This window comes from Erythrobacter sp. QSSC1-22B (assembly GCF_001678665.1).
Taxonomy (GTDB): domain Bacteria; phylum Pseudomonadota; class Alphaproteobacteria; order Sphingomonadales; family Sphingomonadaceae; genus Qipengyuania.
In genome coordinates this window covers 689,397-702,796 of record NZ_LZRP01000001.1, presented here as the reverse complement: position 1 = coordinate 702,796, position 13,400 = coordinate 689,397, and the positions used below count along the sequence as shown (strand labels likewise).

Below are 13,400 nucleotides of genomic sequence, written 5' to 3'. Positions count from 1 at the left end.
CTCCCCGGAGTTCGCTCGATCACCCTAGGATGCGCGCTTCGCGGACATAGGCGAATTCGCCATCCCCTGACCACGCCTGTCCATCAGGGTAGCGCAGTTCCACGCCTGCCAGATCGGCCTCTTCGGCCAGCAGCATGTTCGCGCCCATCATCGTGTTGCCGAATTTTTCCGCGGCGTCGGCGGTCAGGATGAAGTGGGTGGTCACCCCGCAGCTTTCGCAGAACCGGACTTCGGCGGCGGGATCGGATTTGTCGGTCCGGCTGTAGCCTTTGGACGCGCCGGTCACGCTGGCTTCGGAGGGGTGGAAATACCCCCAGCGCGCGCCGGTCTTGCGGCACAGCGTGCAATTGCATTCGTGGATATAGTCGGGACGCTTGGCGAGTTGGACGCGGAGCTGGCCGCAGAGGCAGGTGAGTTCGATCATCGCCGCCCGTTACCGCTGAATACGTGCCGGCGAAAGCGGTTCGCGTTCACTCCTCGCGAGCCCAGCCCTGCTTTGCCGGCACCAGCGTCTCGAGAAACGCCTCCGCGCTGTCGAGATATTCGCGCTGGCGCTCTTCGCCCATCCGGTCCCAGTTTGCGTAAATCCGTCCGACGCGGTGGTTGCTCTCCAGCCGGTCGCGGTGATTGTGCATGAAATGCCAGTAGAGCGGGTTGAACGGGCAGGCCCCTTCGCCGGTCTTCTTGCTCGGCGAATAACGGCATTTGCGGCAATAGTCGGACATGGTGTTGATGTAATTGCCGCTCGCCGCATACGGCTTGCTCGCCAGTTTCCCGCCATCGGCGTACAGAATCATCGCCGCGACATTGGGCAGTTCGACCCATTCATAGGCATCGGCATAGACCACCAGATACCAGTCCTCGACTGCCTGCGGATCGATCCCCGCGATCAGCGCGAAATTGCCCAGCACCATCAGCCGCTGGATATGATGCGCATGCGCGTTGTCGCGGGTCGAGCGGATGCAATCGGCGAGGCAGCGCATGTCGGTCTCGCCGGTCCAATAGAATTCGGGCAGCGGGCGTTTCGCCTCGAGCGCATTGACCTCCGCCAGCCCGGGCATGAACTGCCAGTAGAAACCGCGGACATATTCGCGCCAGCCGATGATCTGGCGGATGAAACCCTCGACCGAATTGATCGGTGCCTCGCCCGCTTCGTAGAGCGCCTCGGCGCGGCGGCACAGGTCGAGCGGGTCGAGCAGGCCGAGGTTGAGGCTGGTCGAGAGCATCGAGTGAAAAAGGTCGTCCTGCCCGTGGACCATCGCATCCTGATAGGGGCCGAACCGCGCCAGCCGTTCGCCGAAGAACGCGTCCGCTGCCTCCTCGGCCTGCTCGCGGGTCACCGGCCAGCCGAAATTGTCGAGGCTGCCGAAATGTCCGCCGAAGCGTTTCTCGACCAGCGCGATGACCTCGCTGGTGATCGCATCGGGGGGGAAGGTGGGACGCGGGGGAGGGTCCATATCCTCGCCGGGGCTTTCGCGGTTGAGCTTGTCGTAATTCCACTCGCCGCCCACCGGCTTGCCATCCTCGGTCATCAACAGCCCGGTTTTGCGGCGCATGTCGTGGTAGAAATTCTCCATCCGCAAAGTAGCGCGGTCCTGCGCCCAGTCGCGAAAGTCAGTTAGCGGGCAGAGGAAGCGATCGTCTTCCAGGATTTCGACTTCGCAGGCGAATTTCCCGGGCCATTGCTCGATCGCCTGCTGGACTCGCCATTCGCCCGAGTGGGTAACATGGATGGCGCGCGGATCGTGTCGCTCGATCGCGCGCGCAAGTTCGCCGGTGAAGCTGCCGGAATTGTCGGGATCGTTGAGCCGGATGTAATCGACGCTCCAGCCGGCGTCTTCCAGTTCGCCCGCGAAATGGCGCATGGCTGAAAAGATCAACGCAATCTTCTGCTTATGGTGGCGCACATAAGTGGCTTCGTCCCACACCTCCATGATCAGGATGACGTTGTCATCCTTGGCGCGCCCGCGCAGCGATGCGAGTTTGCGCGTCAGCTGGTCGCCGAGGATGGGAACGAGGACGGGTCGGTTGGCAGGGTCGGGCATCGCCGCGGCAATGCCCGACCCTGTGCAAATTTCCTAGAGCTTGGCGATCTCGGCCTTGGCGGCGGCGAACCCTTCTTCGATTGCTTCGGGGCCGAAGCCGGTCTTCTCGATCCGGACGAAGTCGACATCGTCCAAGCCGATGAAGCCGAAAAAGGTCGAGAGCAGGCTCTCCTGATTTTCGGCCATCTGATCGTTCGAATAGGTGCCGCCACGCGCCGAAGCGACCACCACCTTGCGCCCGCCGGCGAGGCCTTCGGGACCGGCTTCGGAATAGCGGAAGGTGACGCCGGGCACGCCGAGCCGGTCGAGCCAGGCCTTGAGCTGGCTGGGGATCGAGAAATTGTACATCGGCGCGCCGACGATCACGACATCGGAGGCGAGGAATTCGTCGAGCACCGCGCGCTGGTCGGGATAGGCGGCGGCGACCGCTTCCTCATGCGTGTCGGGCGCGGTGCGGATCGCCTTGGTGGTGATCGGGTCGATATGCGGCAGCGGATCTGCGACCAGATCGCGCTCGATCACCTTCGCGTCGGGGTGCTTTTCCCGGAAATGCCGGGTCAGTTCCTCGGTCAGCCGGCGGCTTACCGATTGTTCGCCGGTGGTGGCGCTGTCGATACGAAGGATTTGCATTGAGGGTCTCCATGATTGCTGCGATAGTTACTGTCGATAACCTGGAGGCTATATGGAAACCGCTACCCCAATTGCGCAAGAAGGCACTGCGATGTCCGCTAGGGACAGCGGTGTAACCCTTGCAGTCCACGATGCGCCGCAATGCACCGCGGTCAACGCCATCCTCGCGCGCGTCGGCGACAAATGGTCGGTCCGCGTGGTGATGAGCCTGGCCGAGGGTTCGCAGCGCTTCAACGAATTGCGTCGCGGCATCCCGGGTATCTCGCAGCGGATGCTGACCCGCACCCTGCGCGGCCTCGAACGCGACGGGCTGGTGAAGCGGACGGTGACGCCATCGGTCCCGCCGCGGGTCGATTACGAACTCACCGCGCTCGGAGTCTCGCTATGCGGGCCGGTTGCGCGGCTTGGAAACTGGGCGATCGCCAATATCGGCGCGGTCCAGAGCGCGCGGGCCGAGTTCGACCTCAAAGCGGATCACACGAAGCTGTAGGGGTCGATATCCACATTCACCCGCACCCCGGCGGTGTGATGGAGCGCGCCGAGCCAGCGGCGCAGGATCGCCTGGAGTTCGACGCTGCGTTTCGCGTTGATCAGCAGCCGGTAGCGATAACGCCCGCGCAGCAGCGACAAGGGCGCGGGGGCGGGGCCGTAGATCGCCATGTCATAATGGCGCGGGCGCGCGGCGCCGATGCGGTTGGCGGCCTCGCGCGCCTCGTCTTCTTCCTCGCTCGACACGATGATCGCGGCCCAGCGACCGAAGGGCGGGGCGCCCGCCATCCGCCGCGCCTCGGTTTCGGCGGCGTAGAAACCGTCGCGATCGCCCGAGGCCAGCGCGGCGATCACCGGCGCCTCGGGATGGCGGGTCTGGATCAGTACCTGGCCCGGCTTGCTGGCGCGGCCTGCGCGCCCCGCGACCTGCGCGACCTGCTGGTAGGTCCGCTCCGCCGCGCGCAGATCGCCACCCTCGAGCCCGAGATCGGCATCGACCACGCCCACCAGCGTCAGTTCGGGGAAATGGAACCCCTTGGTTACCAATTGGGTGCCGACGATCACGTCGATCGCGCCCGCCTCGACCTGTGCCACGAATTGCGCCGCGCGGCCCGGCGAGTTGAGGGTATCCGAGGTAGCGACGAACACCCGTGCCTCGGGCAGCCGCTCGGCGACCTCGTCGGCGATCCGCTCGACCCCTGGGCCGCAGGCGACGAGGCAGTCGGGCTCGCCGCATTCAGGACAGGTCGCGGGCGGCGCGGTTTCGTGGCCGCAATGGTGGCAGGCGAGCCGGCTGCTGAAGCGGTGCTCGACCAGCCAGGCGCTGCAATTGGGGCACTGGAACCGGAACCCGCAATTGCGGCACAGCGTCAGCGGTGCATAGCCGCGACGGTTGAGGAAAAGCAGCGACTGTTCGCCGCGTTCCAGCCGTTCCGCGATCGCCGCGATCAGCGGTTCGGCGAGCCAGGCGCCGCGGCCCGGCTTTTCCTGCGTCAGATCGATGGTTGCGATGCTGGGCATTTGCGCCCCGCCGAAGCGGCGCGGCAGTTCGACGCGGGTGTAGGTTCCGTTCTCGGCCATCGCGAGGCTTTCGAGCGCGGGAGTAGCACTCGCCAGCACCACCGGAATATGCTCGAAATGGCCGCGCATCACCGCGACATCGCGCGCGTTGTAGCGCACGCCATCGTCCTGCTTGAAGCTGACCTCGTGGGCCTCGTCGACCACCACCAGCCCGAGCTTGGCATAGGGCAGGAACAGCGCCGAGCGCGCGCCGACCACCACTTGCGCGCCGCCCTCGGCGATCGCGCGCCAGGCGCGGCGCCGCTCGGTCGATTTGAGCGCCGAATGCCACAGCACCGGCGCCGCGCCGAAACGCTCCTCGAACCGGGTCAGGAAAGCCTCGGTCAGCGCGATCTCGGGCAACAGCACCAGCACCTGCCGCCCAAGCCGCAGCGCCTCGGCGATCGGTTCGAAATAGGTCTCGGTCTTGCCCGAGCCGGTGACCCCATCGAGAAGGAAGGGAGCGAATTTTTCCGCCCGCACCGCATCGGTAAAAATATCCGCCGCTGCCTGCTGTTCGGCACTGAGATCGGGCTGCGCATGATCGGGTTCGGCGCGCGGGTAGGGGCGGTCGCAATCGACCTCCACCGGCTCGAGCACCCCGTGGTTGACCAGCCCGCGCAGCACCGCTTCGGACACGCCGGCAATCCCCGCCAGCTCGCGCACCGTCGCCTGCTCGCCGTCGAGCGCCTCGATCGCCGCCTCGCGCTGCGCGGTCATCCGCTCGGGCATCCAGCCCGACAGGCGGTATTCGGTCATGGTGGCGGGCCCGCGCAACGCGCCGTCCGAGGACAATGCCATCCGCGCCACGCTGGCGAGTGGGGCGCAGTAATAATCCGCGGTCCATTCGATCAGCCGCCGCAGGGCTGCGGACAGTGGCGGGATCGGCATTGCGGCCCGCAGCGGGCGCAGCTTCTCCGCCGCAACATCGGTCCAGGGGAGCCGGTCGGCCTCCCACACGATCCCGATGACGGTGCGCGGGCCCAGCGGACACTCGACCACCTGGCCGGGTTCGGCCACCATCCCCTCGGGCACGCGGTAGTCGAGCGGGCCGAGCGCGGCATTGAGGACGAGGCAGCGGACGCGGTTCATGTAAGGGTGCATATGGGCGGCAGCCCGCGCCCGCGACAAGGGCGCGCCACAAGAGGACGCATGATATGACCGATATTCTCGTCGCCCCGACCGCCCGCCGCGCCTTCATAGGCCGGGCCTTCGGAAGTCTCGCCGCCGGTACCGCGTTGCTCGCGCTGCCCGGGTGCCAGAGTATGGGCGGCTACGGTCTGGTCGATGCGGTCCAGCGGATGCTGTTCCTGTCGAGCGAGCGCGCCTTTGCGCGGATGCTGCAGGGCAATGGCTATTGGGACAGCCAGGTGGCGCAGCTCGGGCTTGGCAATCTGCTGGGCACCCGCGGCGATGTGCTGAGCCGGATCCTCACTTCGGCGCTGTTCAAGGGCCGGATCGAGAGCGCCTTTGCCGATGTCGCCTATCGCGGTGCCCAGCGCGCCGCGCCGCTGGTGACCGATGCGGTGCGGGTGATCGGGTTCCAGAACGCGGTCGATCTCGTCCGCGGCGGGCCGAGCGCGGCGACCGGTTTCCTGCGTGGGCAGATGGGCTCGCGGCTGGTCGAGGCGATGGTCCCCGAGCTCGGCACCGCGATGCGGGTCGCGCAGGACCCGCTGGTCGGCGAATTGATCGCAGGGCTTTCGGGGGTCGATGTCGGCGCGCTCGCGGGCCGCGTCGCAACCGGTGTCGACGACATCATATGGGGCGAGATCGCGCGCGAGGAAGCCGCGATCCGCGCCGATCCGCGCGCCACCCGCGATCCGCTGATCATCGGCGTGTTCGGCACCGCGGCAGCCTTCTAGCCGCCCCCTAGCCCCAACCTCCGTCCCTCGCTAAGGCTCTCGGGGACTCGCAACCCCCGGAGCGCACAAGCATGAAATTCTTCGCCGACACCGCCGAGATCGACGCGATCGAGGAACTGGCCGAAACCGGCCTGCTCGACGGGGTGACCACCAACCCCTCGCTGATTGCAAAATCGGGGCGGGACTTTCTCGAGGTGACCAAGCAGATCTGCGCCATCGTCGATGGGCCGGTCAGCGCCGAGGTGGTCGCGCTCGATCACGCGACGATGATGAAAGAGGCCGAGATTCTGCGCAAAATCGCGGACAATGTCTGCATCAAGGTGCCGCTGACGATCGACGGGCTCAAGACCTGCCGCAAGCTCACCGAAGACGGCACCATGGTCAATGTGACGCTGTGCTTCTCGGCCAATCAGGCGCTGCTTGCGGCCAAGGCGGGGGCGACCTTCGTTTCGCCCTTCGTCGGGCGGCACGATGACAACGGCGCCAACGGCATGGAGCTGATCCGAGATATCCGCACCATCTACGACAATTACGCCTTCGACACCGAGATCCTGGTCGCCAGCGTGCGCCACGCCACCCATGTGCTCGAAAGCGCGCTGATCGGCGCCGATGTCGCCACCATGCCGCCCAAGGTGATCATGGCGCTGGCGCAGCATGTCCTAACCGACAAGGGCATCGAGGGCTTCCTTGCCGATTGGAAGACCACCGGCCAGACCATCGGCTGATGCACCAGAGATCGCTTAGCGAATGACCGACCAGACCCCCCTCGACCGTTTCAAGCAGGCGCTGACCGGCACCGCGCGGGCCCTGGCGCGCGAGGAGGAGGTCGAGGTCGCCTGGAGCGCGGACAACCCCTCGTCCTCGGGCAAGAATTTCCGCGTGCCGCTGCCGGGGCGCAATGTCCCCCCCGACCAGGCGCGCGAGGCACGCGGTTTCGCCGACAGTTTCGCGCTCAAGCTGCGCCACCATAACGAGCGCGTCCACGAGAAATCCGCGCCGCCCGAGCCGATCGCGCGCGCCTGCTACGACGCGGTCGAGCAGGTCCGCTACGAGGCGCTGGGGACCACCAATTACGCCGGCATCCGCGCCAATCTCGATGCGGCGGTGGAACTGCGAACCGCATCCGATCCGATCATCCGTGCCGACAGCGCGGAAGACGTCCCGCTGCCCACCGCGCTGTCGCTGATGCTGCGCGAGGCACTCACCGGCGAGGCGATTCCCGAGCGTGCGCGCAAGGGCGTGGACATGGTCCGCGAGCATATCGAGGCCAAGGCCGGCGGCGATATGGCGGCGCTGGCAGACAGCCTCGACGATCAGGCATCGTTCCAGCGGCTCGCGCTCGATATGCTGCGCCATCTCGATCTCACCCTGCCGCAGGACGCGCCCGACGAGGGCGGCGAGGATGGCGACGAGGAAGATGGCGAAACCCCCGACGACGAGGACGGCGCCGACGAGCAGGACGAGGGCGACGCCGAGCCGCAGGCCACCGAAATGGCCAGCGAAATGGCCGAGGGCGACGCCGATGGCGAAGCCGAGGACGACGGCGAGCGCGAACAGGAAATGGGCGAGGGCGACCCGTCCGATGAGGGCGAGGAAGGCATGCAGCCGGTCCGCCCCAACCGCCCCTGGACCGACGAACCGCTCGATTTCAATTACCAGCCCTACACCGAAGCCTTCGACGAGGTGATCGAGGCCAGCGAGCTGTGCGACCGCGAGGAATTGGAGCGGCTGCGGACCTATCTCGACAGCCAGCTCGCCGGGCTGCAGGGCATCGTCACCCGGCTTGCCAACCGGCTGCAGCGGCGGCTGATGGCGCAGCAGAACCGCAGCTGGGATTTCGACCAGGAAGAAGGCATGCTCGACGCCGCGCGCCTCACCCGCGTGGTGGTCAGCCCCGGCCATGCGCTCTCCTACAAGATGGAGCGCGATACCGAGTTCAAGGACACGGTGGTCACCTTGCTGATCGACAATTCGGGCTCGATGCGCGGGCGGCCGATCTCGATCGCGGCGATCAGCGCCGACATTATGGCGCGCACGCTGGAGCGTTGCGGGGTCAAGACCGAGATCCTCGGCTTCACCACCCGTGCGTGGAAGGGCGGGCAGAGCCGCGAGGCCTGGCTCGCCGATGGCCGTCCCGCCGAACCGGGCCGGCTCAACGATTTGCGCCACATTATCTACAAGCAGGCCGACGAGCCGTGGCGCCGCGCCCGTCGTAATCTCGGGCTGATGATGCGCGAAGGCCTGCTCAAGGAGAACATCGACGGCGAAGCGCTGCTGTGGGCGCATAACCGGCTGCTCGCCCGCGCCGAGGATCGCCGCATATTGATGGTCATCTCCGATGGCGCGCCGGTCGACGACAGCACGCTGTCGGTTAACCAGGCGGGCTATCTCGAAAGCCATCTGCGAAAAATGATCGGTTGGATCGAGAAACAGTCGCCGGTCCAGCTCGTCGCGATCGGGATCGGTCACGATGTCACCCGCTACTACAAGCGCGCGGTCACAATCATGGATGTCGAACAGCTCGGCGGGACGATCATCGAACAGCTCGCGGGGCTGTTCGAGGACGAATAACTCTTCGCAGGGGCAGGGGGAAATTCGATGCAAGTTACAGAGGCCGTCCAGACGCGCCGCTCGGTGCGCGCCTTTACCGATCAAAAGGTCGACCGCGACCTGCTGACCGGGATTCTCGAACAGGCGCAGCGTTCGCCCTCGGGCGGCAACGTCCAGCCGTGGAATTCGATTCTGCTGACCGGCGAGCCGATGCAGGCGCTGTTCGACCGGGTCGCGCTGGAGTTTCCCAAGGGACGCGCGGCGCTGCAGCCCGAATACGACATCTACCCAAAGGGGCTTGATGGCGCCTATGAGCAGCGCCGCTTCGGGGTGGGCGAAGACATGTACGCCGCGCTCGGGATCGCGCGCGAGGACAAGGCCAAGCGGCTGATGTGGTTCGCGCAGAATTTCCGTGCGTTCGGCGCTCCGGTGCTGATGCTGGTCCACACACCCAAATACATGGGCCCGCCGCAATGGTCGGATATCGGCATGTGGCTGCAGACACTGATGCTGCTGCTGCGCGAGGCGGGGCTCGATTCCTGCGCGCAGGAGGCCTGGGCTGCCTATTCGCCTCAGGTCCGCGAACTAGTCGATATCCCCGCGGATCACACCTTCTTCTGCGGCATGGCGATCGGCTATCGCGATCCGCAGGCGCCGGTGAACGCGTTCGAGGTCCAGCGTGCTCCGCTTGAGGAGAGCACGCGCTGGGAGGGGTGGTGCTAGCGCGAGTCCCCAAGCTTGTCGAAGAGCGCGCGCCCACCTATGCGGCGCGCATGACCGCACCAAAGCTCACGCTCTTCAACTCGCTCACCCGGGCGCTCGAACCCTTCGTTCCCGTCCATGACGGAGAGGCGCGGGTCTATAGCTGCGGGCCGACGGTCTACAATTATCCGCACATCGGCAATATGCGCGCCTATGTCTTTGCCGACACGCTAGGGCGGGCGCTCGAATGGCAGGGCTACAAGCTCACCCATGTCATCAACATCACCGATGTCGGCCATCTCACCGATGATGGCGATGCGGGCGAGGACAAGCTGGAACTCGCCGCAGCCAAGTCCGAGCAATCGATCTGGGACATCGCGCGCCACTACACCGATGCCTTCAAATCCGACGTACGGGCGCTCAACATCCGCGAGCCGTCGCAATGGTCGGTGGCGACCGATTACATCGACCCGATGATCGAGTTCGCGAACGGCATCGCCGAGAAGCATTGCTACGAGCTCGACTCCGGGCTCTATTTCGATGTCTCGACCGTCAAGGATTACGGCCGCCTCGCGCGCGCGATGACCGAGGAGGGTGCCGAAGAATCGAGGGGCCGCATCGACACAGTCGCGGGCAAGCGCAACGCTGCCGATTTCGCGATCTGGCGCAAGACCCCGGCAGGCGAGACCCGCCAGATGGAATGGGATTCGCCCTGGGGCAAGGGCGCACCCGGCTGGCATCTGGAATGCTCGGTGATGGGCGAAAAGCTGCTCGGCTTCCCCTTCGACATCCACACCGGCGGGATCGACCACCGCGAGATCCACCACCCCAACGAAATCGCGCAGAACCAGGCCTTCTGCGGCTGCGGCGGGCTCGACGAGCCTGCGCATTCGGGCGCGCGGATCTGGATGCACAACAATTTCCTCATCGCCAGAAAAGACGAGGGCAGCAGTGGCAAGATGAGCAAATCATCGGGTGAATTCCTGCGGCTGCAATTGCTGATCGACCGCGGCTATCACCCGCTCGCCTACCGAATTATGTGCCTTCAGGCGCATTACCGCAGCGAGCTGGAGTTCAGCTGGGAAGGGCTCGGCGCGGCGCTGACGCGGCTCAAGCGGCTGGTGATGCAGATGGACAAGCTCAAGGCCGAACTCGCCGCCGGCAAGCAGCCCGAGGGCAGCTTCCCGCTGAGCGCGCAGGAGCGGGCGATGTTCGACGAAGCGATTGGTGCCGACTTGAACACCGCGGTGGTGCTGACTCAGCTCGAAAGCCTGCTCGGTGCCAAGAAGACTCCCGCCGCCAAGCGCATCCAGGGGGTGCGGATTGCCGACCAATTGCTCGGGCTCGACCTGCTGAGCCTGACTCGCGAGGATCTGCGGCTCAACCCGGTGGCGGCCGAAATCGACGAGGCGGGCATCGCCGCGCTGATCGCCCGCCGCCAGCAGTCGCGCGCCGACAAGGATTTCTCCGCCTCCGACGCCATCCGCGACGAACTCGCCGCCAAGCGGGTCGAGGTCATGGACGGCGACCCGCTCGGCTGGGAGTGGAAGCTGGACTGAGTTGCGGTTAGGGTCGCGGGGCAACAGGAGCCCTGCATGACCACAGCCGTACTTTCCGCCATGATCCGTCCGCTGGTCGAGCCGCGTCTGCCCGACTGGGTCGAGCCGCACTGGTTCGCGACGCAGGAAGAGGCGCTCGAGCTGGCGCCTCGGGCCGAGATCGGCTGGTTCGATTTCACCCAGCACGCGCCGATGATCGCCACCGTCGAGGCAGCCACGAATCTCAAATGGCTCAACTCGATCTACGCTGGGCTCGATTTCCTGCCTCTCGACCTGCTGGCGCAGCGCGGGACGGTGGTGACCAATGGTGCAGGCATCAACGCGCTGACGATCGCCGAATATGTCGTCATGCTGATGCTGGCGCATGCCAAGGGCTATGCCGAGGTCGTGCGCGCGATGGACCGGCACGAATGGCTGCTCGACAGCCCCGGCAAGCGCGAGCTGGCGGGCGAGCGGGTGCTGCTGCTCGGCATGGGGGCAATCGGCGCGCTGGTGAAGACCCGGCTCGAGGCCTTCGCCATGGAGGTCGTGCCGGTGCGCCGCTCGGGTGCCGACGGGGCGCTGAAACCCGATGAATGGCGCGCGCGGCTGGGCGAGTTCGACTGGGTGGTGCTCGCGGTCCCCTCGACCCCAGAAACCCGCCACATGATCGGGTCCGAGGAACTGGCGGCGATGAAATCGACCGCGGTGCTGGTCAATGTGGCGCGCGGCGATGTGGTCGACCAGCCCGCGCTGATCGAGGCGCTGCGCAGCAAATCGATCGAGGGAGCGCTGCTCGATGTCACCGAGCCCGAGCCGCTGCCCGAAGAACACCCGCTGTGGGAGCTGGAGAACGCGCAGATCACCATGCATCTCTCGGGCCGCGCGCAGACGAAGATGTTCCAGCGCAGCGCGGACCGCTTCATCGCCAATCTCGAGCGCTGGAAACAGGGCGAACCGGTCGAACCGCAACTCGATCTCGAACTGGGATACTGAGCGCCGGGATCGCGAGAGCGGCCGGCGGAACGGCGGCGGGGTCCGCCGGGTTGGTGTAGCAAAGAAGGAACCCGCGCATGCCCAAGCTCAAGGATACCTACCCGCTCTATCTCAACAACAAGCCCGAGCAGCCCAACACCGATCTCGCGGTGACCGATAAATACAGCGGCGAGATCGCCTTTCGCACCGCGCTGGCCTCGCCCGAAATCATCGATGCCGCGATCGCCGGTGCGGCCCGCGCGGCGGAGCCGATGGCGCGGCTGGCGAGCTACCAGCGCAAGGCCGTGCTCGACCATTGCGTCGCGCGGTTCGCGGAACGCCGCGAGGAGCTGGCCTATGCGCTCTGCGTCGAGGCGGGCAAGCCGATCAAGGATTCCGAGGGCGAGGTCGAGCGGCTGATCGATACCTTCCGGATCGCCGCCGAGGAATCGGTGCGGCTGGGCGGCGAGGTGATGCCGCTCGATATTTCGGAGCGCACGGCCGGCTACCAGGCGATCTGGAAGCGCGTGCCCGTGGGGCCGTGCAGCTTCATCAGTCCGTTCAACTTCCCGCTCAATCTCGCCGCGCACAAGATCGCACCGGCGCTCGCGGTGGGTTGCCCCTTCGTGCTCAAGCCCGCCAGCAAGACCCCGCTGGGCGCGCTGATCATCGGCGAGGTGCTGGCCGAAACCGATCTGCCCGAGGGTGCTTTCTCGATCCTGCCCGCCAGCCGTGACGGCGCCGATCTGTTCACCACCGACGAACGGCTCAAGCTGTTGTCCTTCACCGGCTCGGGCGAGGTCGGTTGGGATTTGAAGGCGCGCGCGGGCAAGAAGAAGGTCGTGCTCGAACTGGGCGGCAACGCCGCGGTGGTGATCGACGAGGATGCCGATCTGGAAGATGCGGTCGACCGGGTGATCACCGGCGCCTTCTACCAGTCGGGCCAGAGCTGCATCAGCGTCCAGCGGATCCTGATCCATGCAAAGGTCTACGATCGCTTTCGCGACATGCTGGTCGAGCGCGCCAGGGGGCTTGTTGCTGGCGACCCCAAGGACCGCGACACCTTCATCGGACCGATGATCGACGATGGCGAGGCCGAGCGGCTCAAGGGCTGGATCGACGAGGCAGTGGACGGCGGCGCGAGGCTGCTGTGCGGCGGTGGGCGCGACGGACGGATGCTCGAGGCGACGCTGCTCGAGGATGTCGATACCAAGGCCAAGGTGGTCAACGAGGAAGCCTTCGGCCCGGTGGCGGTGCTGATGAAGTTCGAGAGCTTCGATGCGGCGATCGAGGAGGTCAACCGCAGCGAGTTCGGGCTGCAGGCGGGGATATTCACCCGCGACCTGTTCAAGGTGCTCGACGCCTGGGACCGGATCGATTGCGGCGGGATCTGCATCAACGAGATCCCCAGCTTCCGCGTCGATTCGATGCCCTATGGCGGGGTCAAGAACTCGGGGCTGGGGCGCGAGGGCGTGCGCTTCGCGATGGAGGACATGACCGAGATCCGCAGCCTGGTGATTCGCCGCAACTGAGGCTGTGAGGGGGCG

At 66.1% G+C, this 13,400-nt stretch carries 12 protein-coding genes; 8 read left to right on the top strand and 4 right to left on the bottom strand.

Annotated elements, in window-relative coordinates; all coding sequences use genetic code 11:
• Positions 1 to 19: 19 nt before the first annotated feature.
• The 3 genes from A9995_RS03335 to A9995_RS03325 are packed head-to-tail and all read right to left on the bottom strand — an operon-like array spanning position 20 to position 2,675.
• Positions 20 to 424, bottom strand: a complete 405-nt coding sequence (locus A9995_RS03335; protein ID WP_067609079.1) for a GFA family protein — start codon at positions 422 to 424, stop codon at positions 20 to 22.
• Between the two features lie 46 nt (positions 425 to 470).
• The gene (locus A9995_RS03330) at positions 471 to 2,045 is read right to left on the bottom strand and encodes a cryptochrome/photolyase family protein (RefSeq protein ID WP_067609076.1); all 1,575 of its coding nucleotides are present in this window, start codon (positions 2,043 to 2,045) and stop codon (positions 471 to 473) included.
• A gap of 33 nt (positions 2,046 to 2,078) precedes the next feature.
• Positions 2,079 to 2,675, bottom strand: coding sequence for an FMN-dependent NADH-azoreductase (locus A9995_RS03325; protein ID WP_067609071.1), 597 nt, complete (start codon positions 2,673 to 2,675; stop codon positions 2,079 to 2,081).
• Positions 2,676 to 2,727: 52 nt separating this feature from the next.
• On the opposite strand from A9995_RS03325, the gene A9995_RS03320 reads away from it, so the two are divergent.
• Positions 2,728 to 3,165 (top strand): helix-turn-helix domain-containing protein, encoded by a 438-nt coding sequence (locus A9995_RS03320; RefSeq protein WP_233998059.1) that lies wholly within the window; start codon positions 2,728 to 2,730, stop codon positions 3,163 to 3,165.
• On the opposite strand, the gene A9995_RS03315 is transcribed toward A9995_RS03320, so the two are convergent.
• Positions 3,150 to 5,315 (bottom strand): primosomal protein N', encoded by a 2,166-nt coding sequence (locus A9995_RS03315; RefSeq protein WP_067609067.1) that lies wholly within the window; start codon positions 5,313 to 5,315, stop codon positions 3,150 to 3,152. The two genes, A9995_RS03320 and A9995_RS03315, sit on opposite strands and share 16 nt — an antisense overlap.
• A gap of 65 nt (positions 5,316 to 5,380) precedes the next feature.
• Between A9995_RS03315 and A9995_RS03310 the strand changes: the two genes are divergently transcribed.
• The 7 genes from A9995_RS03310 (at position 5,381) to A9995_RS03280 (ending at position 13,385) form a co-directional block, all read left to right on the top strand.
• The gene (locus A9995_RS03310; protein ID WP_067609064.1) at positions 5,381 to 6,088 is read left to right on the top strand and encodes a DUF4197 domain-containing protein; all 708 of its coding nucleotides are present in this window, start codon (positions 5,381 to 5,383) and stop codon (positions 6,086 to 6,088) included.
• A 71-nt stretch (positions 6,089 to 6,159) separates the two neighbouring features.
• The gene (gene fsa, locus A9995_RS03305; protein WP_067609061.1) at positions 6,160 to 6,813 is read left to right on the top strand and encodes a fructose-6-phosphate aldolase; all 654 of its coding nucleotides are present in this window, start codon (positions 6,160 to 6,162) and stop codon (positions 6,811 to 6,813) included.
• Between the two features lie 22 nt (positions 6,814 to 6,835).
• Entirely contained in the window at positions 6,836 to 8,659 is a 1,824-nt protein-coding gene (cobT, locus tag A9995_RS03300; RefSeq protein WP_067609056.1) for a cobaltochelatase subunit CobT, read from the top strand.
• Positions 8,660 to 8,686: 27 nt separating this feature from the next.
• Positions 8,687 to 9,361: a nitroreductase gene (locus A9995_RS03295; protein WP_067609053.1), complete on the top strand. Its 675-nt coding sequence runs from the start codon at positions 8,687 to 8,689 to the stop codon at positions 9,359 to 9,361.
• Positions 9,362 to 9,411: 50 nt separating this feature from the next.
• Complete coding sequence (gene cysS / locus A9995_RS03290) at positions 9,412 to 10,899, top strand: cysteine--tRNA ligase (RefSeq protein WP_067609522.1); 1,488 nt, start codon at positions 9,412 to 9,414, stop codon at positions 10,897 to 10,899.
• A gap of 36 nt (positions 10,900 to 10,935) precedes the next feature.
• Complete coding sequence (locus A9995_RS03285; RefSeq protein ID WP_067609050.1) at positions 10,936 to 11,874, top strand: D-2-hydroxyacid dehydrogenase; 939 nt, start codon at positions 10,936 to 10,938, stop codon at positions 11,872 to 11,874.
• Positions 11,875 to 11,951: 77 nt separating this feature from the next.
• On the top strand, positions 11,952 to 13,385 hold the full coding sequence (locus A9995_RS03280) for an aldehyde dehydrogenase family protein (RefSeq protein ID WP_067609047.1): 1,434 nt from the start codon (positions 11,952 to 11,954) through the stop codon (positions 13,383 to 13,385).
• Positions 13,386 to 13,400 lie beyond the last annotated feature (15 nt).